The sequence below is a fragment of the Paenibacillus sp. W4I10 genome (genome assembly GCF_030816325.1).
GTDB lineage: Bacteria > Bacillota > Bacilli > Paenibacillales > Paenibacillaceae > Paenibacillus > Paenibacillus amylolyticus_B.
Genome location: NZ_JAUSXX010000001.1, coordinates 303,246 through 326,256 on the forward strand (window position 1 = coordinate 303,246; position 23,011 = coordinate 326,256).

General features: G+C 44.0%; 22 protein-coding genes. 19 read left to right on the top strand and 3 right to left on the bottom strand.

The window, feature by feature from the left end:
• Positions 1-72: 72 nt before the first annotated feature.
• The 5 genes from QF049_RS01265 (at position 73) to QF049_RS01285 (ending at position 4,888) form a co-directional block, all read left to right on the top strand.
• Positions 73-567 (top strand): hypothetical protein, encoded by a 495-nt coding sequence (locus tag QF049_RS01265; RefSeq protein WP_307534281.1) that lies wholly within the window; start codon positions 73-75, stop codon positions 565-567.
• 176 nt (positions 568-743) lie between these two features.
• Entirely contained in the window at positions 744-2,588 is a 1,845-nt protein-coding gene (typA, locus tag QF049_RS01270; RefSeq protein WP_307534283.1) for a translational GTPase TypA, read from the top strand.
• A 299-nt stretch (positions 2,589-2,887) separates the two neighbouring features.
• A complete protein-coding gene (locus QF049_RS01275; protein ID WP_036614990.1) occupies positions 2,888-3,184 on the top strand; it encodes a YlaH-like family protein in 297 nt (98 codons plus the stop codon).
• 90 nt (positions 3,185-3,274) lie between these two features.
• Positions 3,275-4,336, top strand: a complete 1,062-nt coding sequence (locus tag QF049_RS01280) for an LCP family protein (protein ID WP_307534286.1) — start codon at positions 3,275-3,277, stop codon at positions 4,334-4,336.
• A 99-nt stretch (positions 4,337-4,435) separates the two neighbouring features.
• Positions 4,436-4,888 (top strand): pyridoxamine 5'-phosphate oxidase family protein, encoded by a 453-nt coding sequence (locus tag QF049_RS01285; protein WP_307534288.1) that lies wholly within the window; start codon positions 4,436-4,438, stop codon positions 4,886-4,888.
• Between the two features lie 7 nt (positions 4,889-4,895).
• Here the strand turns inward: QF049_RS01285 and QF049_RS01290 are convergent, their stop codons facing one another.
• Positions 4,896-5,594 (bottom strand): YhcN/YlaJ family sporulation lipoprotein, encoded by a 699-nt coding sequence (locus tag QF049_RS01290; protein ID WP_307534291.1) that lies wholly within the window; start codon positions 5,592-5,594, stop codon positions 4,896-4,898.
• A gap of 152 nt (positions 5,595-5,746) precedes the next feature.
• Between QF049_RS01290 and QF049_RS01295 the strand changes: the two genes are divergently transcribed.
• On the top strand, positions 5,747-7,081 hold the full coding sequence (locus QF049_RS01295) for a PhoH family protein (protein WP_024628438.1): 1,335 nt from the start codon (positions 5,747-5,749) through the stop codon (positions 7,079-7,081).
• 221 nt (positions 7,082-7,302) lie between these two features.
• Positions 7,303-8,574, top strand: coding sequence for an ABC transporter substrate-binding protein (locus tag QF049_RS01300; RefSeq protein ID WP_307534293.1), 1,272 nt, complete (start codon positions 7,303-7,305; stop codon positions 8,572-8,574).
• 14 nt (positions 8,575-8,588) lie between these two features.
• On the opposite strand, the gene QF049_RS01305 is transcribed toward QF049_RS01300, so the two are convergent.
• Both QF049_RS01305 and QF049_RS01310 read right to left on the bottom strand, forming a co-directional pair.
• A complete protein-coding gene (locus tag QF049_RS01305; protein ID WP_307534295.1) occupies positions 8,589-9,668 on the bottom strand; it encodes a coiled-coil domain-containing protein in 1,080 nt (359 codons plus the stop codon).
• 184 nt (positions 9,669-9,852) lie between these two features.
• Entirely contained in the window at positions 9,853-10,089 is a 237-nt protein-coding gene (locus QF049_RS01310; RefSeq protein ID WP_017687281.1) for a DUF2626 domain-containing protein, read from the bottom strand.
• 314 nt (positions 10,090-10,403) lie between these two features.
• On the opposite strand from QF049_RS01310, the gene QF049_RS01315 reads away from it, so the two are divergent.
• The 12 genes from QF049_RS01315 to rsmH all read left to right on the top strand — a co-directional run bounded on the left by QF049_RS01315 (position 10,404) and on the right by rsmH (position 23,007).
• The gene (locus QF049_RS01315; protein WP_076211575.1) at positions 10,404-11,054 is read left to right on the top strand and encodes an RsfA family transcriptional regulator; all 651 of its coding nucleotides are present in this window, start codon (positions 10,404-10,406) and stop codon (positions 11,052-11,054) included.
• 150 nt (positions 11,055-11,204) lie between these two features.
• Positions 11,205-12,164 (top strand): ketopantoate reductase family protein, encoded by a 960-nt coding sequence (locus QF049_RS01320; RefSeq protein WP_307534297.1) that lies wholly within the window; start codon positions 11,205-11,207, stop codon positions 12,162-12,164.
• Complete coding sequence (locus tag QF049_RS01325) at positions 12,164-12,538, top strand: DUF3397 domain-containing protein (RefSeq protein ID WP_047843759.1); 375 nt, start codon at positions 12,164-12,166, stop codon at positions 12,536-12,538. The genes QF049_RS01320 and QF049_RS01325 overlap by 1 nt, the downstream gene beginning before the upstream one ends.
• Before the next feature lie 153 nt (positions 12,539-12,691).
• A complete protein-coding gene (locus QF049_RS01330; protein ID WP_307534300.1) occupies positions 12,692-14,389 on the top strand; it encodes a peptide ABC transporter substrate-binding protein in 1,698 nt (565 codons plus the stop codon).
• Positions 14,390-14,578: 189 nt separating this feature from the next.
• Entirely contained in the window at positions 14,579-15,511 is a 933-nt protein-coding gene (locus tag QF049_RS01335; protein WP_076211567.1) for an ABC transporter permease, read from the top strand.
• A 47-nt stretch (positions 15,512-15,558) separates the two neighbouring features.
• Positions 15,559-16,440: an ABC transporter permease gene (locus tag QF049_RS01340; protein WP_371129057.1), complete on the top strand. Its 882-nt coding sequence runs from the start codon at positions 15,559-15,561 to the stop codon at positions 16,438-16,440.
• Positions 16,441-16,457: 17 nt separating this feature from the next.
• Positions 16,458-17,300, top strand: a complete 843-nt coding sequence (locus QF049_RS01345) for an ABC transporter ATP-binding protein (RefSeq protein ID WP_307534303.1) — start codon at positions 16,458-16,460, stop codon at positions 17,298-17,300.
• 22 nt (positions 17,301-17,322) lie between these two features.
• Positions 17,323-18,228 (top strand): ABC transporter ATP-binding protein, encoded by a 906-nt coding sequence (locus QF049_RS01350; RefSeq protein WP_373428193.1) that lies wholly within the window; start codon positions 17,323-17,325, stop codon positions 18,226-18,228.
• A 157-nt stretch (positions 18,229-18,385) separates the two neighbouring features.
• The gene (bshC, locus tag QF049_RS01355; RefSeq protein ID WP_307534305.1) at positions 18,386-20,017 is read left to right on the top strand and encodes a bacillithiol biosynthesis cysteine-adding enzyme BshC; all 1,632 of its coding nucleotides are present in this window, start codon (positions 18,386-18,388) and stop codon (positions 20,015-20,017) included.
• A 44-nt stretch (positions 20,018-20,061) separates the two neighbouring features.
• Positions 20,062-21,327: an adenosylhomocysteinase gene (locus QF049_RS01360; protein WP_124116015.1), complete on the top strand. Its 1,266-nt coding sequence runs from the start codon at positions 20,062-20,064 to the stop codon at positions 21,325-21,327.
• 273 nt (positions 21,328-21,600) lie between these two features.
• On the top strand, positions 21,601-22,038 hold the full coding sequence (gene mraZ / locus QF049_RS01365; RefSeq protein ID WP_017687291.1) for a division/cell wall cluster transcriptional repressor MraZ: 438 nt from the start codon (positions 21,601-21,603) through the stop codon (positions 22,036-22,038).
• 18 nt (positions 22,039-22,056) lie between these two features.
• Complete coding sequence (gene rsmH, locus QF049_RS01370) at positions 22,057-23,007, top strand: 16S rRNA (cytosine(1402)-N(4))-methyltransferase RsmH (RefSeq protein ID WP_091014057.1); 951 nt, start codon at positions 22,057-22,059, stop codon at positions 23,005-23,007.
• Positions 23,008-23,011: the final 4 nt, after the last annotated feature.

The window sequence follows — 23,011 nt, forward strand, 5'->3', positions numbered from 1 at the left end:
ACAGTCAGTATGGAATGCGTATCGTTTATTAAGAAATAAAGTACATAGCCATGATATAAGAGGTGATTGCAGATGAGGATGAGAAATGAAAAAGCGATTGGACTATTTATTGCAGCTGCGGGAATTATTATTCTGCTTGGCAAGTTTGGCGTGTTTGGATTTATTGGTCGCAATTTCTGGCCTTTGCTGATCCTGCTGCCAGGCATCGCCCTTCATGCGTTATATTATGCGCGTATTTCACCATCGTGGTCACTCGTTCCTGCCGGCATACTAACGGTGTATGGTGTTATATTCAGTATAACGAATACATGGGGCGCTGGACTTATGAGCAGGCTGTGGCCAGCATTTTTGCTCGGGATCGCCATAGGGTTACTCGAATATGGAATGGCTGAACGGCGAAGACCGGAATATGTGTTACCTGCAGCTTTGATCCTTGGTGCGGTGTCCATCATATTATTCGGATTTACCTTGCTGCAAACAGGAATAATCTATGTACTTGCTGTCCTTTTGATCTTGGGCGGAGTCTGGTTATTGCTTGGACGAGGACGTCAAGGGAGAGGCTGGTAACATTCCCAATGGTCTTTTCGTGCGAAATATCTTGATTTTTACCTATAATAAACTATAATATAAGGGATATAGACATGCGTCGGGATATCACCGACGCTTATTTTGTGAGTAACCTGCGAAATTGCGGGAAGTTTAGTAGATAAGAATTGAAATTGGAAAGGATATGGATACAAACCATGCATTCAAGAGAACACATTCGCAATATTGCGATTATTGCCCACGTCGACCACGGGAAAACTACGCTCGTCGACAAGTTGCTCCAGCAATCCGGTACTTTCCGTGATCACGAAACGGTACAGGAGCGCGCAATGGACTCCAACGATTTGGAGCGTGAACGCGGTATTACGATTTTGGCCAAAAACACGGCTATAACTTATAAAGATTACCTGATTAACATTGTGGATACACCAGGACACGCCGACTTCGGTGGTGAAGTGGAACGTATCATGAAAATGGTTGACGGCGTATTGCTCGTTGTTGATGCATATGAAGGCTGTATGCCACAAACGAAGTTTGTACTTCGTAAAGCTCTGGAGCACAACCTGACACCAATCGTTGTTGTTAACAAAATTGACCGTCCAGCGGCTCGCCCGACTGAGGTTATTGATGAAGTACTGGACCTGTTCATTGAACTGGGTGCCAACGATCAACAACTTGAATTCCCTGTTGTATATGCTTCCGCATTGAACGGAACATCCAGCATGGATAATGATCCTGCAAAACAGGATGACAACATGATGGCGATTTACAATACCATCGTTAGTCATATCCCACACCCTACCGAAAATGTTGAAGAACCACTTCAATTCCTCGTTACTTTGATGGACTACAATGAATACCTTGGCCGTATTGCCATTGGTCGTGTTAACCGCGGTGTGATCCGTCAAGGACAATCGGTAACGGTTATTATGCGTGATGGTAAGAGCAAAACTGCACGTATCGAGAAACTGTTCGGTTTCCAGGGTCTCAAACGTATTGAGACAGAAGAAGCAGGAGCAGGCGACATCGTTGCCATTGCAGGGATCAAGGACATCAACATTGGTGAAACCATTGCCGACCCTAACAATCCAGAAGCACTTCCAGTTCTGAAAATCGATGAGCCTACACTACAAATGACGTTCCTCGTGAACAACAGTCCATTCGCAGGTCGTGAAGGTAAATGGGTAACTTCCCGTAAACTTCGTGAGCGTTTGTTAAAAGAATTGGAAACAGACGTTTCCCTTCGTGTTGACGAAACGGAAAGCCCGGATGCATTTGTCGTTTCCGGACGTGGTGAGCTTCACTTGGGTATCCTGATTGAAAATATGCGTCGTGAAGGATATGAGCTTCAAGTATCCAAACCAGAAGTTATCATTAAAGAAGTTGACGGGAAGAAAATGGAACCTGTTGAGCGCTTGTTGATTGATATCCCTGAAGAGAGCATGGGTTCCGTAATGGAGAGCCTGGGTGCACGTAAAGCAGAGATGGTTAACATGGTTAACACAGGTAGTGGTCAAGTTCGTCTGGAGTTCCTGATTCCAGCACGTGGTTTGATCGGATATAGCACAAACTTCCTGACATTGACTCGTGGTTACGGTGTTATGAACCATGCATTTGACAGCTACGCTCCAGTAGTATCCGGTCAAGTGGGTGGACGTCACCAAGGTGTACTGATCTCAACTGAAACGGGTACATCTACGTTCTATGGCATGATGGGCGTTGAGGATCGCGGTACGCTCTTCTTGGAGCCGGGTACTGAGATCTACGAAGGTATGATTGTTGGTGAACATACACGTGACAATGATATCGTAGTTAACATCTGCAAAGAAAAACAACTGACTAACGTTCGTTCTTCTGGTAAAGATGATACCGTTAAAATTAAAACTCCGATTATCTTCTCATTGGAACAGGCGCTTGAGTACCTGAATGAAGATGAATATTGTGAGATCACACCAAAATCTATTCGTCTTCGTAAGAAGATCCTGAATAAATCCGAGCGTGAGCGTGCAGAAAAACAACGCAAAATGGCTTCCAAAGCCTAATAACAACAAAATAATTTATATAAGTTAGCATTTGATGAAACACAGAAGTTAACGATGTTATGCACAGTGGAAGTAGTGAAGGGATCGGAATCGATTCTGCAGAAGCGAAGCGTTCGCCTTTATCCCCGGATTTTACCATTGAGTAAATGGATCAAAAAAATCTGGGGATAACAGCGATCAAAAGAACGATCCGATACCGGAACGGTCACCTCCGATGTGTGTTTTATTCAGAGTTATCGAAAGGGTTTCACAATAGTTAACTTATATTCTAGCATGAACACGAAAGGAGCTGGCTGTGCATGCAAGCATGGTTCGCATCACACCCGATCGTAGCCTACATCGTCATCTTTGTATTGATTACTTACGTATATAACAAGGTGTTTCGGGTACGTCAGAAATTGCCACTTGGTAAGGAAATCGTTCTCTATATTTTGATGGCGATGGGCACATTCATGCTTCTTATTTTTCAGATCGACAAGCTGCCCATCATTCAATGTTTGTTGGTCGCGGTTGGTTTGATGTTGTTAGTGAGAGTGCGTTATTTTATTGAAGGTCGTCAAAAGAAAAAAGCGGAAGCTGCCGCTCGAAACTCATAAATCCTGTCTTGTACAGACCATCCGTTTTCCTTAGGGAAAGCGGTTGTCTTTTATTTAGACAAAAACAGATGTGATAAAGGTGTTGAAGATATGAACTCAAATTCGAACGGACTGCCTCCACGGAGACAGGCACCAACGCAATCTGGTGCTTCTGGATCGAAGAATGGCAAGGGCAAGCAGCCTAAGAAGAAAAAGAGAATGAATGCTTTTGGCAGAATCCTTTTAAGTCTATTGGTTATTGCCATTGTGGTAGGCGGTGGATATGCATACTGGGTATACAATCAAGTCGTGGACACAGGCATCGATAAACCGGTACCTCCCGGGATGTCAGCCACAACCAAACCGATCACGATGCTGTTATTAGGCACAGATAACCGTCCTGAAACTGGCACATATCTCTCGGATGTTGTTATGGTGGCTTCGTTGAATCCCGAGACCAAGACGGCAACCATTGTATCTTTGCCTCGAGACACGCGTATTCAATTGGATGGGTACAAATCCAACAAGCTGAATTCCTATTATCCAAGATTCAAAGCACAGGAAAAAACCACTGGAAAAAATGCAGAGGATCAGATGAAAGAAATGATGGGCAAGTATTTGGATGTAGATATTAATTATACAACCGTCCTGAATTTCCAGGCATTCCGTGATGCTGTCAATGCCGTTGGTGGCGTGGATGTGACTGTGGATAAAAATATGTGTTATAGAGATACAGCCGATGGTACAGATATCAATCTGGTCGCAGGCGCACAACATCTCGATGGTAAAGCAGCACTAGATTTTGTTCGTTACCGCAAATCCAATTGTAATCCAAAGACTGATGAATCCAATGACTTTGATCGTAACAAACGTCAAAACCAAGTGCTGAACTCCATGCTGGATCAGATGAAATCTCTTGGGGGCATTACAAAGATCAGCAAAGTGATTGGTGCAGTTGACAAGAATATGACGACAGATGTGGAATCGGAACAAATGAAAAACTTTATCTCGACGTATTGGAACATTTCCACCGCGGATGTGCATTATACTCCGGTTACCGGAGAGTGGAGAAGTCCATATGTGTATATTAATGAGACGGAACTTGCCAATGCAAAGCAGGCTTTACAAGATACACTTTCAGGTAAAGTAACGGCTTCACCTTCAGGCGAATAACCTTCATTCCTTTGGGATTGGAAGCACGTTAATCGGTATGCTATAATAACATAAACCAAGTACAAGAATTGCATAAAGAAGGTTAGGGGGGCTGGTTGAATGTCCGAAGCCGTCACACAATTAACTGAATCTCTTTTACAGCAATTCAAGAATGAGACCTTTGTGCTTCTGAGCACAGTGGATGTAGAATCCGGAGGTCCGACTTCAACAGCCATCTCTTGGATTTATGCGGAGAATGCTTCTACTTTTCGTTTGGCGATCGATCATCGTTCACGTTTAGTGAATAACATGATTACTAATCCGCTCATTACGGTAACTGTCTTTGGAGAAGAGACGGTGTACGCAGTGAACGGACGTGCTGCGGTACGTCAAGATCCGCTGCAGGACGTTCCATTTAATATGTGCTGTTTCGACATTACAATTGAAGCGGTGAGGAATGCTCTGTTTTACGGCGCTCAATTGTCCTCTATGCCTCAATATGTCAAAATATATGATCAGCGTGCTGCTGAGAAATTAGATGAGCAGGTTTTTGCTGCCATGAAAAAAGCCTAGTGAGAGATCACTGGGCTTTTTGTTGTCTTTTGTCAGATGAATGCAGCTGCTGCATTTGTTGTTTTTGATTCACGTTTTCATCCGGATTTTGACGGACTTTGACGTCTTTCGGGAGTTGAGGGATAATTCGTCCCACCATGTCAGCAAGTTCTGAAGCAAAACCGGAGATTGGGTGCCCTTGACGAATATGTTCACCAATTTCTTTAATTCGTTCAGTGACATCTGCATCAGCAGTAACAATGGAATCCAAGCCTTCTGGGTCTTTGCGAAGTGCTTCGGCGACAGCGTACTTAATGGTACCAACCCGAGCACGTTCCAGTTCACCATCAACATCGATGCCAACTACGGCTGTATTACCGAGTATGACGCAGTTCGCATCTTCAACACCTTCCACTTGCTTGGCAAGAGCTTTAAGGTGATTGATTCGTTTTTCATTGGGCATCCGGCCACTCTTTGCATCATCAGCAATGTTGGTATCATGGACTTCACCTGTATTCTCATTGAGACGATCCAAACGTGAAGGATTCATCCGATCTTCCTGTGCATTGAGCATGTGAGATCCTTTCCCTTGATCTTGCTGAGTTGTTACATTTCCTCCGTAGCTTCTTGGATGTGACGTATGCGGTTCCTGAGAAGCGCTGCGTGTGGAACTGTTGCAACCTGTAAGTATAAAGATCAGAAGCAGCGTGCAAACCCATATTTTCATAAATGTTCATCCTTTCTTGGAGTTTTTCAGAATGGTTGACAATTATTTTGCCCTAGTCGAATACATTTATGTATGGGATCATGATTGTCCATGCCGCTGCTGAAAGATCACACTATCCATGCCTTTAACGACGCCGCTTTGGAGGGGATTGAATGAAAAAGATTTTTGTATTGGATACCAACGTGCTTCTGCATGACCCCAATGCCATATTTGCCTTTGAGGAACATGAGGTAATCATTCCCGCGGTTGTACTGGAGGAGATCGACTCCAAAAAAAGAAATGCCGATGAAATTGGGCGTAATGCCCGTAATGTATCCAGACTGTTAGACGGATTACGTGAGCTGGGTCACTTGCACAGTGGGGTACCTTTGGCTAATGGAGGTAACCTGAAAGTAGAACTGAATCATCGGAGTTTCGTGAAAGTTCAGGAAATGTTTGGTGAAGTGTCCAACGATAATCGCATTTTGGCTGTCGCACTGAATTATCAGATTGAGGAGAATGAAAAGGAAGTAGTCGAACGTCAGGTCGTGCTTGTCAGTAAAGATGTACTTGTGCGTATCAAAGCGGATGTACTTGGTCTGTTTACACAGGATTACTTATCAGATCGGACGGCAGGACTCAGTGAATTATATCCAGGTTATACGGCCCTAAAAGTTCATCCGTCAGTGATTGATGAGTTTTACACATATCGTTTTTTACCAATCAAACCGTTACAGTTGTCTTATTCGTTGTATCCGAATGAATTTGTCATTCTCAAGGATGAGATGGGAACCAATAAATCGGCTTTGCTTAAAGTAAATACAGAGGGAACAAAGCTGGAGCCGCTTTTCCTCAGTAATGACAATGTCTGGGGCATTAGCGCACGTAACGCACAACAACGCATGGCACTGGAATTGCTTTTAAATGATGACATCCCGCTTGTTACCATCACCGGTAAAGCTGGAACAGGGAAAACCTTGCTGGCACTTGCAGCAGGTCTGCTTAAGGTAGAGGATGATCATAAATACAAAAAACTGTTGATTGCTCGTCCTGTCGTTCCGATGGGGAAAGATATCGGTTACTTGCCTGGTGAGAAGGAAGAAAAACTACGTCCATGGATGCAGCCGATTTATGATAATCTGGAGTTTTTGTTTGACACCAAAAAAGCCGGAGATATCGATAAAATTCTAATGGGGCTTGGCAGTATTCAGGTGGAGGCCTTAACGTATATTCGTGGGAGATCGATACCTGGACAGTTTATCATTATTGATGAAGCCCAGAATCTCTCCCGCCATGAAGTGAAGACCATTGTATCAAGGGTCGGTGAAGGCAGTAAGATTATTTTGATGGGAGACCCCGAACAGATAGACCATCCGTATCTTGATTCTGCCAGTAACGGCCTGACGTATATCGTGGAACGGTTCAAACAAGAGGGAATCAGCGGACACATCATGCTCGAAAAAGGAGAACGGTCCAAGCTGGCACAGCTTGCAGCTGATTTATTGTAATATTTAGGGGATTTATTTCCCGGAAAATGTTGTTATTAAAGCCGGCTCCTGGAGTCGGCTTTTTGCTGAAAAAATAAGTAAGCGTTATTACACAGAACTCGATATGCTCGTATTATGCAAAAATCCGAAAAAGTGTTTTTCGGCAGGGTAGGACAAGAGTACTACTTATTTGTTACAATAATTGCTGCAGGAAAAAACTAGGTGAACAGGGAGGGAAGTTAATGAAGCGTAGACATCAGGTTGTTTTGTTCGCGGTATTACTGCTTTCGTTAACGATCTTGTCACCGAGTTTTGACTTTAGAGGTTCGCAGCTCAATCAGGAACGCGATCAGGAGAAGGATGCTTTTCCTGGGTCTTCGTCCCGTAATGAAGATGCTCAAGCTCCGCTGGAGATTGTAGTGGCGATGTCGGATGAAGAGTTTCAAGTCTTTCAAAAGATAGCCAAAGAAGTTGCTGCTTCCCAGCTGGTAGAAATTAATCTTCGGAATGAGAAGCCGGATACATATAAGCATGTTTTGGATCTTGAATTTTCACTAGGGGAGAACGGTGATGTTGTTCTGCTTGATAGTGAGGAAGTGCAATACTATGCCCAAAAAGGGTACCTGTATCCCTTAAACGGAACAACATTATCGAAGTCACTAGGAGATACGGTAGTTGGGTTACGGGGAATGACAGAGTGGAATGGTTATCAGTGGGGAATGCCTTTTGATTTTGATCCGTACATTCTGGCTGCACAATCTTCATTTCTGAAGAGAGCTGGTCTGGAGTCATTACCTCGAAATAAAGATCAGTGGGTCAAACTTACTCAACAAGCCATTGCGGAAGGCATCCCTTTAATTACAATAAACATCAATGATATGTACGGGACAAATGCGTGGCTGAATCATTTGGAACCGAGAATGGCACCAGATCAAGTTAAACGAACACAAATAGATTCGCAAACGGGGGATCTTCAGCAGGGGATTCAGTTGATGAATCAGATTCAGCCCCTTATTAGGCTTGAGTCTACCAATCCAGGGTTCTCTCCAACTGCTGACCAAAACGACACACCAATGGTTGTATCATTATTATCTCAATTATTGAATGCGGATCAAGCGAGTACAGTTGATAAAGATTCTTTTAAGCGAATTTCTTTCGAAACCTTGGAAACTGTAAACTCCAGAAGTCTTGTCATTACTGCGGGTTCGGTTGAGGCTGAGGAGGCGAGTAGATGGATTGAAGGAATGACGTCCGCTACGACACAGCTGAAATGGTACCAACAGGTTAACCGGTTGCCCGCAAAGCAACAGGAGCTAGATTTGGAGTCTGAGAAACTCGTTGGACCTTATGACATGACAAAGGGACAATCCTGGTTCTCAACCACCCAAGATGTCCCCGCTGCAACGACCAAAAATCATGCTCTAATAACTCGTTTTCATAAAAAAGTACAACAATTCTTAAAAGGAGAAATTACAGCGAATCAATACGTAGATAGTATTGGAACGACGAATTAACTTTAAGTTCGTGTTCAAAATGATATAGCTAGTTTTACTTCAAGTATGCCTTCACTTGTTGAAACATCGGTTGCTTTAACAAACGACAGGATTTTCTGTGGATAGAACCCAAGGTCAAATTCTCTTTCCAGCATTCGGCGAGTCGTATCTGGTAGTTCAAGCTGGTTGAATACAAGTTTGTCCACATGAAAACGAATGGAGTTTTGAGGTTCATTTTCTACCGTATAATGTCCTTCAATGCTTAATTGCAACTGATCCCGCTGACCGGAAGCTATAATCTTATCCTGGTTAAACTGAAAGGCAAAGTCTTCAAAGATTGGATTTTGGGAACGCAGAAATGCATTAAGCTCATCCTGCTCAATTCGAATCGTATACGTTGTTCCAGTCGTGGATATGCCTCCGTTTTGTTTTTGGATAAAGTCAGGCAGGTTCTGCATGGCAGATGCCAATGCTTTGAAATATCGTTTCACCTCATAGATGCCGATATTCTCCCAATAAAGGGTTAGTTCATCCATCAGTTTCTGAATCGCTGCCGCATCTCCGCTGGTGGCTATTTGGGCATCCATTTCTTTTTGCAGGGTGACTACACGTTCCCGCTGGTTTTGAAGATTAGTCTTCATTTCGGTTAATTCTGTTGTAGTCTGACGAATCTGAGTGGAAGTCTGTTGCAGGTTGCGATAACGGTCCTGATACTTGTCCAGCACAGCCTGATCCCGTCCGATAATAATCTGGTAATAATCATACAGTACAAACAGGTCTTTGAATGACCTGGCTCCCAGGACCGTCATGAGGAGGCTGTCGCGTTCTCCTGTGTAGTAGGACCTCACTACTGCTCCGGCCCGATCTTGCTGAATATGTATCTGCTCTTCCTGTTCCTGAAGCTGGACGGATAATGTCTCGTATTGTTGAGCCAGCTGTTTCTGCCTTTCGGCGATGCGTTCGATTTCGTGATCGATTTCAACGATGGATAGGCTTTTTTGCAATATCTCACGTGTATCCTCAGGTGAAGACTCTCCATAGGCATGGGCTAAAGGTAGCTGGAGTAATAAAATGATGCATAATATAAAGGCTGAAATGCCGTATTGACGTTTCACCGATCCATTCTCCTTTCCACTTCTTAAATGACAATCGTACAGGCTTGTTGTGCTCCAGACAATATATGAAACAAATACGTGAAATATCCTTAGTGGTTAAATAACACCATGAACATTCATTTAATCTGAACACAACAAAAAAGCAACCCGACAGATATCGGATCACTTTGATGCTGCAGGTGGATTAGAGCGGCAACCCCATTTCGAATACGGTCCAGTAGCTGAACCCCGTGAATGTTACGATCATATAACCCCAGAAGAGCAATATGTACGTTCGCTCGGTAAATTTCAAGTATCCCAAAATGACAAAAAACGCAGTCTGCAGGAAAAAAAGCAAAGCCATTTCGACCAGATCTCCCGCAAAAGCCATCAGGCCAATTGCAAGCGTGAAGAACCCGAGTACCCGAAACATGCGTGCCACGGTAAATCCTCCTCTCCTAAGTACGTTCATAGATTGTCTACACAACATTATACCGGGAAAGGAAAAACGTGTAAACAAATTTGGATATGAAAGCGAATTCTTTTTTTGCTCAAAGTAAGTATAGAGGGATATGTTTTACGTATGTCACGTATGAGCAAGCCTGAATGTGGAAATACATTTTAGTATGAAATCAATTCTATGAACTCTATGAGAGGCATAAGAATGAATGAAGCAGCTTTTATACCTAATTCACATACCGGGCTTCCGGTAATGCGGACGGTTATTTTAGGATGTTGTTAGGAGGGTATTATAGCATGACTGCAGTGAGACAGGATGCTTGGAGTACAGAGGACGATTTGATATTGGCTGAGGTTACTTTGCGTCATATTCGGGAAGGCAGTACACAATTGGCCGCTTTTGAAGAGGTGGGCGAAAAAATAGGCAGAACATCTGCCGCATGCGGTTTTCGCTGGAACAGTTGTGTACGAAAAAAGTATGATTCTGCCATCAGTAACGCCAAGGCACAACGACAAAAACGAAGTTATCTCAGAAAGCAACCAGCTATGCTCGGACCGCAGGTTGCAGCACTGTCTACACTGGACACTGAAGAACATCTGTACAAATCAGATGGGATCTCAGACGATTCATTATCGATGGATGCAGTAATCCGCTTCCTGCGACAATGGAAGGGAACAGTGCAGGAGAGCAATCGTCAACTCAAGATGCTGGAGAAGGAGCTTCGCGAGAAAGAAGATGAATTGCTTGAACTACGTCTTGAGAATGACCGTCTTTCCAAGGAAGTGAATGAAGTGCAGACGGATTACCGTGTGGTGAATGACGACTACAAAGCTTTGATTCAGATTATGGATCGGGCTCGCAGACTCGCATTTTTGTCCGAAGAAGAAGAGGAACTTAAGACACGTTTCAAGATGGATGCCAACGGGAATCTGGAACGAATTGAATAACAAGTTCAGACGTTTGATTTTTGAAAGTCAGGTATGAACCCGCCACACCTCCGTTACACAACGGTAGGTATGACGGGTTTTTAGTTTGGTGTTTTTGTTCTATTATAGATAATAGAAGAGCAACTACTGAAGCGGAGAGGAGTGCATCATATGATCATTGACATCGTAGGAGCGGGGGCACTGGGTCTTTTATATGGCGGGAAACTGCTGGCGTCAGGTAACCAGGTCAGATTTTGGACCAGAACAATTGCTCAGGCAAACCTCCTCAGCCGTGATGGAGTAACCATTGTGGAACAAGACGAGGAGATACATGTTCTACCGGATCAAATACAGGCGAAACCAATAAGTGAGCTGACTGACACATGGAAGAACACACCAGGAGAATGGTTACTGCTCATGGTTAAGCAGACAAGCATTGATGATTTCATTCATGAGATTAGTCCATTACAAGATCATGTGCTGAATATCGCTTGTTTTCAGAATGGGATGGGCCATCTGGCCAAACTTCAAGCAGCTTTGCCAAAGTCGCTTCTGTGTAGTGCGGTTACAACAGAAGGTGCGAAGCGTACACAGAGTCAGGTGACTCGTGCAGGTACAGGTGAAACCAGGCTGGGAAGGTATAACATACATATAGTAGCCTCTACCTCTATAGAGGAGAAGAGAACATTTACTCTGTCGGGATCGTTGCAGCAGGCAGGATTTGACTGTACAGTGTCGAATGAAATCGATAAGCTGATATACAGGAAACTATTGATTAATGCAGTCATTAACCCGCTTACAGCATTATGGCGAGTCCCTAATGGAGAATTGATCATCAAGGAAGAACGAAAGAGGCTAATGCGCCAGTTATATGATGAGGTATTGTTGATCTACTCTGCAAGTGGAATATGTTTGGATCAGGATATGTGGGATCAACTAATATCGGTTTGTCGTTCTACTGCCACGAATACTTCCTCCATGCTTGCAGATGTTCTCGCTGGACGTGGTACAGAAGTGAGGTCAATTAACGGTCATATTGTAAGAATGGCACAGGAGTTGGACCTTGTTGCACCTACACATGAAATACTGCTTCATCTGATTGAAGGAATGCAACCGGAAGGAGTGAATTAATGGGACTTTTTATTGTGTTGAGCATATTGCCCTTTTTTCCGTTCTTTCTTGTTTATTGGGGAATGTACGTATGGAAAAAAGACAAACGGAACGCCATGCGGATGGCAATGGATGTAACCACTTTTTTTCTTGTTTTTTCAGTATCGGCGTTATTCAACTTAACATTTGATTCGAATTTTGGTTTTTATCTGACACTATTACTCATACTACTAGCACTTGGATTTATCGGAGGTGCGCAAAATCGACTAAAGGGGAAGGTCGATGGGGGTAGAATGTTCCGGGCCGTATGGCGCATGGCCTTCATCATTATGAGTTTCGGGTATGTTTTGTTTACTTTATTTGGATTATTTAGATACTTCATGAAACAGATGTGAGGTTACATAACGCAAAAGAGGCAAAAAATGTGTCGATTTTGTCGAAAACTGAAAAAAACATTACTTTCTGAAAAAGTAATGTAGATTTTTTTGACCGGTGGTTGTATAATCTATAAACATATAAACCATATCAATTTAGGGGGAACGTGTTAGATGAAAAGGAAAAGTCTATTAGTCCTTTTGACGCTGATTTTGGCGTTCGGTACCGTACTTGCAGCGTGCGGATCGAAAAACGAAGGCACAGGTAACACCGATACTGGTTCTGCAAACGAAGGAAATGGTCTTGCTAAAGATCAAATTCTGAAAATCAACCTGTCAGCTGAACCTCCTACGTTGGACCCGGCTCAAGCAAAAGACAGCCAAACCAACACAGTTTTGAAATTCTTGTACGAAGGTCTTGTACGCATCGATGCTGATGGTAAAGAACAAGCAGGCGTAGCTAAAGACTGGACAATCTCCGAAGATGGTTTGAAATATGTTTTCAACCTGAACCCGGAAGCTAAATGGAGCAACGGTGATGCAATCACTGCCGAAGACTTTGTTCGTTCTTGGGAACGTGCTTTGAAACCGGAAACAGCTTCTCCATATGCTTACCAATTGTACTACATCAAAGGCGCTGAAGGTTACAACCTCAGCAAAGATGAAACATACAAAGGTACTAAAGTCACAGATTTCTCACAAGTAGGCGTTAAAGCTACTGATGAGCACACATTGGAAGTAACGTTGGAAAACCCAACACCTTACTTCTTGGGTCTGACAGCATTCTACACGTACTACCCAGTACATGCATCTGCTGACACAAATGACAAATTCTTCACAGACTACAAAAACATGATCGTTAACGGACCATTTGTAATGGATCAATATTCTAAAGGTCAAAAAATTGTTGTGAAGAAAAACGATGGTTACCATGCGGCTGCCGATATTAAATTGGCTCAAATCGATATGTCTCTGACGAACAGCAGTGCTTCCGAACTGCAAGCTTACAAATCAGGACAATTGGACTACACTGGTGCACCTAACGGTGAAATTCCATCCGACCAAATTCCTTCTGTAAAAGCGGAATTGCCGGACGAGTTCAAAGCTACTGGTATTGCAAGTACGTACTACTATCAGTTCAACGTAAACGAAGCACCATTTAACAACGTTAAAATCCGTAAAGCATTTGCAATGGCAATTCAGCGTCAGCTGATTGTTGACAAAGTTACACAAGGTGGACAAATTCCAGCATTCGGCTTTGTACCTCCAGGTATCCGTGGTGAAAACGGCGAATTCCGTGATGAGCACAAAGACGATTACTTCACAGAAAATGTGGAAGAAGCTAAAGCGTTGCTTGCTGAAGGTATGAAAGAAGAAGGTTACACAACATTGCCAGCTGTTACGTTGATCTACAACACTAGTGATGGTCACGCGAAAATCGCTTTGGCGGTTGCTGACATGTGGAAACAAAATCTTGGTGTTGATGTGAAAACAGAAAACCAAGAGTGGGGCGTATTCCTTGAGAACCGTCAGAACCAAAACTTCCAAGTAGCTCGTGCAGGTTGGTCTGCTGACTACAACGATCCATACAACTTCTTGGAAATGTGGACTACTGGAAACACAAACAATGATTCCAAATTCAGCAACGAACAGTATGACAAAGATGTTAAAGAAACTGTAAAATCTGCTGATCCAGCTACACGTATGGCTGCATTTGCTGACGCTGAGAAAATCCTGATTCAAGATGAAATGGGCGTTATGCCAATCTATTACTACACTAACGTATCTTTGACCAAGCCTTACCTGAAAGGCGTACAACTTGATTTCAGTGGAGCTATTGACTTCACGCGTGCATATCTGGAAGAGAAATAAGTTGTTCTGAAGTCTAATATGAATACTTCGGGATATATATGTGGAATTCCATATATATCCCGATTTTTTGTATGTGCACCGATTTTCCTTATAATTCTTGAAATTTCCGATAAATGGATTGGACTTTATTTCTGTCTAATTCTACAATCGATTTGTATACAAAATATTGTTTGTGGAGGTGTGCAAGGGTTGGTTAAGTATGTGTTGAAAAAACTATTATTTATGCTGCTATCGCTTTTCATACTCGCATCTGCAACCTTCTTCCTGATGAAGGCTATTCCGGGTGACCCTTTTACATCCGAGAAAAAAGTATCGCCTGAAATTCGGGTCTTGCTGGAACAGAAGTATGGATTGGACAAACCGATGTATGAACAATACCTGAAGTATATGGGTGGAATCCTTAAGGGAGATTTCGGAGTCTCAATGAAATATCTCAATCGAGATGTAGCCGGAATGATCGGCGAAACATTCACCGCTTCGCTGAAGCTTGGAGTGTTTGCAATTGTTATCTCCATTATCGTGGGTGTTTTGCTGGGCCTTATTGCGGCAGTTTACCATCGTAAACTCATTGATGATATCACGATGATCCTCGCTGTCATAGGTATAGCTGTTCCGAGCTTCTTGCTTGCTTCACTATTGCAGTATCTCTTTGCTACTAAATTAGGCTGGTTTAACGTTATGGGCTTTGATGGTCCATTGGATTACGTTCTTCCGGTTGCAGCGCTATCTGCATCTCCGATTGCTTTTATCGCTCGTTTGACGCGTTCGAGCATGCTTGAAGTCTTACATGCAGATTATATCAAAACAGCTAAAGCCAAAGGTCTGAAATGGCCTGCAATTATGTTTAAACACGTTGTAAGAAACGGTATTCTACCGGTAGTAACTTATGTTGGTCCAATGACAGCGAATATCATCACAGGTTCCGTTGTAATTGAACAGATCTTTAACATCGGGGGAATTGGTAAAGTATTCGTAGAGAGTATCACAAACCGTGATTACACTATGATCATGGGGATTACAATTTTCTATGGTATCCTCCTGATGTTGGCTCGTTTCTTTACGGATATCGCTTACGTGCTGATTGATCCTAGAATTAAGCTGGAAAGCCGGAAGGGGGCATAACGTTGTCTGGCACGAATAATAAAAAGAATGAAACGGCGAACACGAACCTGACTAGTCAGGCAGCGGTTAAACCGCAAGAAAGTGTATCCCTTTTTAAAGATGCCATGTACAGACTTGCAACCAATAAGGCTGCTATGATAAGTCTGGGTGTATTGGTTCTTGTCGTGATTTTCTCTTTGATTGGTCCAACTTCTTTGTTTACAAGTTATAATTATTATTCCAATGATTTGTTGAATGCCAATGCAGCGCCGAGTGCGGAGCACTGGTTCGGTACGGACGAGCTTGGTCGTGACGTGTGGGTAAGAACTTGGGTAGGAGCACGTGTATCCCTAACTGTAGGTTTGGCCGCCGCCTTGATTGACCTTGTTATCGGGGTTATTTATGGAGCGATCATGGGTTTCTACGGTGGACGTGTAGATGGAATTATGAACAAGTTTTCCGAAATCCTCTACTCCTTGCCGTACATGCTTGTTGTAATTTTGTTGCTGGTTGTACTGGAACCAAGTCTGACAACGATTATCATTGCCCTCACCATCACAGGCTGGATCAGCATGTCTTGGATTGTGCGTGGTGAGATTATGCAACTCAAAAACAGAGACTTTATTCTTGCTGCAAGGTCCATGGGAGCAAGCACAGGGCGTCAATTGTTCCGTCATTTGCTGCCCAATGCAATAGGACCGATTCTTGTAACATTGACATTGTCCATTCCAAATGCAATCTTTGCCGAAGCGTTCCTGAGCTTCCTTGGATTGGGTGTATCTGCACCAAGATCTTCACTTGGTTCTATGATCAATGATGCACTTACAGGCTGGACGCTATTCCCGTGGCGGATGTGGTTCCCAGCAGGTCTGATGGTTCTTACAATGCTTGCATTTAACTTGCTCGGAGACGGTCTGCGTGACGCACTCGATCCGAAATTACGTAAATAGAAATAGGAGGTGGGATTATGGAGCCGATTTTAACAGTCAAAGACCTGAGTGTGTCGTTCTCAACACGTTCTGGTGAATTTGATGCCGTTAAAAATGTGAGTTTTGAAATTGGCAAAGGAGAGACGCTGGGGATCGTAGGTGAATCGGGTAGTGGTAAGAGTGTTACCGCCCAAACCATCATGAAATTGATTCCCTCCCCGCCTTCGAAGGTCAAAAGCGGAGAAATTACTTTTCACGGGCAAGACCTGCTGAATAAGACAGACAAACAAATGGAAGCGATTCGTGGTAAAGATATCGGTATGATCTTCCAAGATCCAATGACTTCATTGAATCCTACCATTAAAATTGGTAAACAAATTACTGAAGTATTGCGCAAGCATCAGAACATGTCCAAACAAGCGGCGAATAAAGCGGCTTTGGAGATGCTGGAACTTGTAGGTATTAAAAATGCGGCTATTCGCATGAATCATTATCCTCACCAATTCTCTGGTGGTATGCGTCAGCGTGCCATGATTGCGATCGCACTTGCATGTCGTCCATCTCTTCTAATTGCGGATGAACCGACAACTGCACTTGACGTTACAATTCAGGCTCAAATTCTGGATGTCATGAAAGACATGCAGCAAAAGCTGGGAACATCGATTATGCTGATTACGCATGACCTTGGTGTCGTAGCGGGTATGTGTGACCGTGTTGTTGTTATGAAGGAAGGCGAAGTTGTTGAAACAGGAACAACTGCTGAAATCTTTAGTAACCCTCAACATCCATACACCATTAAATTGCTGAATGCTCTGCCTCGTCTGGACGAGCCCCAAAAAGGAAAAACCAGCTCCGGCTGGTATTATCAAAGGCAGCAATAAGCCTCTGGTACAAGTGAAAAACTTGAAACAGTACTTTAATTTGGGTAAAGGTAACATTCTCAAAGCGGTCAATGACGTAAGCTTTGATATCTTTGAAGGTGAAACACTTGGTGTTGTAGGCGAGTCTGGTTGTGGTAAATCCACAACAGGTCGTACCATTCTGCGTCTTTACGAGCCAACTGGTGGAAATGTTAACTTTAACGGAACGGATATCTACAAGTTGTCTCCGCGCAAAATGAAAGAAATGCGTAAAGATATGCAGATGATCTTCCAAGATCCATATGCATCCCTTAACCCGCGTTTCAACGTAATGGATATTATCGGGGAGTCCCTCGATATTCATGGTCTGGCTTCCAGCTCTAAAGAGCGTAAGAGACGAGTGGAGGAGCTGCTTGATCTGGTAGGTTTGAACCCAAGTCATGCACTGCGTTATCCACATGAATTCTCCGGTGGTCAAAGACAACGGATCGGGATTGCGCGTGCACTTGCTGTAGACCCTAAATTCATCATCTGTGATGAGCCATTGTCTGCACTGGATGTATCCATTCAGGCGCAGGTCGTTAAATTGCTTGAAGAACTTCAGCAACGTCTCGGCTTGACGTACCTGTTTATCGCGCATGACTTGTCGATGGTTAAACATATCAGTGACCGTGTCGCTGTAATGTACATGGGTAAAGTGGTTGAGCTCGCAGAAAGTGAAGAACTGTATGCGAACCCTGTCCACCCTTATACCAAAACATTGCTTTCAGCAATCCCTGTACCTGATCCGGAAGTGGAAGCGAACAAACGTCGCATCTTGCTGCCGGAAGAGCATATGAGCCCGATTCAGAATGGATCTGGTGGTCCTGCAAATGACCCGTACAACCTGGAAAATGCTCAATTGATTGAGGTTTCCAAAGGTCACTGGGTTGCAGAACCTTACGTATAATAGGAATATTAAAGCGATATGCTATTATTGATGTATTAAGTGCCGCCGACTCGTTCGGCGGTTTTTTTCGTATTTTAATCACTTTCTTTTGACGAAGCGGCCTTGAATTCGGTACAATCAAGAAAGGCTCTTTGAAGCAGAATAGGAGGCAGACCTCATGAACGGTATTACCGAGGCACTCCGCAGCGGATCAAAACTTGCAGAAGATTATATCTGTTCAAGAGATGCTGCGCGTGGCCTTTACGAGTATGACATTCGCTGGGAATCAGGACTTCAGGCGCGTGCCGAGTGGCTGGACCAATCGGAAAACACACGTATTGATCGTCGTGATCTGGCAGAGTATTTACGTATATATAATAAGCGGGTGAACGACCATGGAGAGGTTCATGCGTCCATCACACGTCTTGCAGAACAAGATGCACTAGTGGTTACAGGAGGACAGCAGAGCGGTCTGCTCACCGGACCCCTGTTCGTCATATACAAAGCCGCCAGCGTAGTGGCAGCTGCGCGTGAAGCGGAAAAAAGACTTCAACGCCCTGTAGTTCCGGTATTTTGGATTGCTGGTGAAGACCATGACTGGGATGAGGTTAACCACACATATCTACCTGATCATCAGGGAGACATGAAGAAGGTCAAGTTACAAGGACGATTCGCAGGAAGGGATTCTGTGAGTAATGTTCATGTGGATTCGCAGCAGTGGGTGAATGTACTCGAACAGGTGGAACATCTTTTACCTGATACGATACATAAACCAGGACTGATGAAATGCATCACAGAGATCCATCAATCCAGTTCAAATCTGAGTGATGCATTTGCCCGCATGATATCTGCCTTGTTTGCCAGTAGTGGACTTGTTCTAATGGATGCATCGGATCCAGATTTACGCAGATTGGAACAGCCCGTGTTTGAGCGGTTGATACGAAAAAATGAAGTGCTGCGCAGCGCATACACACAAGGTGCTTCGCTGGTACAACAAGCTGGTTATGCTATGCCTGCCGAAGTAGCGGAGGATGGATCCAATCTGTTCTACATTCATGAAGGTACGCGTTTGCTCTTGTTGTTGAAGGACGGTTTATATAGTGATCGCAAAGGTTTGGTTTCTTTCACAGAGGAGCGTTTGCTTCAGGAACTGGGAGAACATCCGGAGCGCTTCAGTAACAACGTATTGACACGACCATTAATGCAAGATTCCGTGCTGCCTGTAGCCGCTGTTATTTTGGGGCAAGGTGAAATTGCATATTGGGGTTTGACTCGGGAAGCATTCCGTCAGTTCGGACTGCAAATGCCCATTTTGTTGCCGCGGTTGTCCTTCACCATTATGGAAGATATTCATCACAAACATATGAAACAATATGGACTTTCTTTTCAGGATGTTCAATATCACATGGAAGAAAAGAAAGAACAGTGGCTCGCACAACAGGAGACGTTCCAGGTAGATGAACAGTTTGACAAGGTACAGGAAGCATTCCTTGAACTGTATGGACCGTTGCTAGATGAGATCGTGGAGATTCATCCAGGGCTGGAACGAATTGGCGATACCAATTTGAGTAAAATCAACGAGCAAATGCAGTATCTGAAACAGCAGACTCACAAAGCCATTGAAGATAAACATAATGTGAGTCTAAGGCACTGGAACGGCATTCAAAACTCCTTATTTCCAACGGGCAAACCACAGGAACGAGTACATAATGCACTCTTTTACCTGAATCGTTATGGCTCCGAGTGGATCGATGAACTGATTAAGGCCTCAAGCGAATTCCTTGGAGAGCACAAGGTTATTGCACTATAGAGCCCTTTATAATAGAAGAAACACATAAACAAGGAGGATATGGAATGACTACATCTGCGTTGCAAAACAGTATTGTGAAAGATATGGGACTCGCTTCAGAGGGTCATCTGAAAATTGACTGGGTAGAGGCACATATGCCGGTATTAAACCGCATTCGTCGCCAGTTCGAACAGGATCTGCCTTTCAAAGGTTTGAAGGTCGCGATTTGTCTTCATTTGGAGGCGAAAACAGCTTACTTGGCAAAAGTGATTCAAGCGGGTGGGGCGGAAGTAACGATTACGCACAGCAACCCATTGTCTACACAAGATGATGTCTGCGCAGCATTGGTGGAAGACGGCGTTACAGTGTATGCGAAATACAATCCGGAACCTGCGGAATTCAAATCATTGCAACTTCGTGCGCTAGAGGTGAAGCCTGATCTCATTATTGATGATGGCGGAGACTTTGCTACCATTATTGCATCCGAGCGCCCTGACCTCGCAGCAACAATTCGCGGCGGAGCAGAAGAAACGACAACGGGTATTATTCGTTTGAAAGCATTGGCGAAAGAAGGCCAATTGAAGTTTCCAATGGTTGCGGTTAATGACGCATACTGCAAGTATCTGTTCGATAATCGCTACGGTACAGGACAATCTGCATTCGACGGAATTATTCGTACAACCAACTTGGTTATCGCTGGTAAAAACGTAGTGGTAGCAGGTTATGGCTGGTGTGGTAAAGGTGTAGCGATGCGGGCCAAAGGTCTTGGAGCGAATGTGATTGTAACCGAGATCGATCCAATCAAAGCGGTAGAAGCACACATGGACGGGTTCCGGGTCATGACGATGGTGGAAGCCGCCAAATTGGGCGATTTCTTTATTGCGGTTACAGGCAATAAGGATGTTATCACAGGTGAGCATTACGATGTGATGAAGGATGGAGCGATCCTGAGTAATGCAGGTCACTTTGATGTTGAAGTGAATAAACCTGAACTGGCCAAACGTTCGGAATCGATTCGCACAGTTCGCCGTAACATTGAGGAGTATCGTTTCAAAGATGGTCGTAAAATGTATCTTCTTGCAGAAGGTCGTCTTGTAAACCTGGGTGCAGCAGATGGTCACCCTGCCGAAATCATGGATACGACGTTTGCCCTGCAGGCACTTGGTCTGCGTTATGTAAGTGAGAATTATGAAAACTTGGGTAAAAACGTTGTTAATGTACCTTATGATATTGACCAGCAGGTTGCCAGCTATAAACTTGAAAGCCTGAATATTGGCATCGACTCCTTGTCAGCTGAGCAAGAGAAATACCTGGATAGCTGGAAATTTTAAGCACTATCCAATAATTACAAGCTGATGAAATGATTCAATAGGTATAGAATGGTATATTGATGATATGGCTCATGTGCGGGTAGATATAAGATTGCCCGTTTAAGGGAAGCGTCTTTGATCCTGAGTGACAGGATCAAGGACGTTTTTTTATGCTGAAAAATTAAAAAATCAAGTAATGCAAGAAGGGTTTTGATTTTTTTGTGCGAATCTATTATGCTTAGGTGGTGGAAAGTGGGGCAAAGTGGGAGAAACGGGTGAGGAGTGAGTGGGCCAATGTTTATGGGGGAGTTCCAACATAGCATTGATGATAAGGGTCGGGTTATCATTCCGGCTAAATTCCGCGAATCTCTGGGACCGTCTTTCGTTGTCACACGGGGTTTGGACCAGTGTCTTTTCGTGTACCCCATGGAGGAGTGGGGGGTCATGGAACAGAAGCTCAAAGCACTGCCATTGATGAAATCTGATGCACGTGCGTTTACCCGTTTTTTTTTCTCGGGTGCAACCGAATGTGAACTGGACAAACAGGGCAGGGTAAATCTGCCGGGCAATTTAAGAGAGTATGCCAAGCTGGACAAGGATTGTGTTGTTCTTGGCGTGTCGAACCGGGTGGAGATTTGGAGCAAAGGCATATGGGAGAGTTATTTCAATCAATCCGAAGAAGCATTCAACGACATTGCCGAAAAGCTGGTCGATTTTAATTTTGATTTATAAAGTCAGGAGGGGTGCAGGTTGTTTCACCACATAACCGTACTCAAAGAAGAGGCAACAGAGGGATTAAACATCAAGCAGGACGGTATATACGTGGACTGCACTTTAGGCGGTGGCGGACATAGCTCCGTGATTGCTTCCAAGCTCGGTCCAGGGGGACGTCTGATCGCACTTGATCAGGATGATTGGGCTTTGGATAATGCTCGCGAGAAGCTCGCTGCTTATGGAGAACGTGTAACATTGGTGAAAACCAATTTTCGAGATCTGGAACAGGTACTCAAGGATCTGGATGTACCAATGATGGATGGTGTGCCACAGGTCGACGGTATTTTGTACGACTTGGGTGTGTCCTCTCCGCAATTTGATGAAGGAGAACGTGGATTCAGTTACAATCACGATGCTCCGCTCGATATGCGAATGGACCAGGATGCAATGCTGACGGCCAAAGAGATTGTGAATGAGTGGCCAGAAGAAGAGATTGCTCGAATTTTGTATCGCTATGGTGAAGAGAAGTTTTCGAGAAGAATTGCCCGTGTTATCGTCGGAAAACGAGCGCAGTCTACCATTGAGACAACAGGTGAACTCGTGGAACTGATCAAGGAAGGCATCCCGGCGGCAGCTCGACGTACTGGTGGACATCCTGCCAAACGCAGCTTCCAGGCACTACGCATTGCCGTCAACGATGAGTTGGGTGCGTTTGAGGAAGGCTTGCATCAGGCTGTTCGTTGTCTGGCACCAGGAGGACGTGTATCTGTTATTACCTTCCACTCCCTTGAGGATCGGATATGTAAACAGATTTTCAGCAGTTATCTGGAAAAATGTACATGTCCACCCGATTTTCCGTTGTGTGTATGCGGCGGCAAGGGGACCCTGCGATTAGTTAACAGAAAACCGTTGATTCCAACGGAAACGGAATTGACCGAAAATTCACGTGCTCGTTCAGCCAAGCTGCGCGTAGCCGAGAAATTGTAGATCA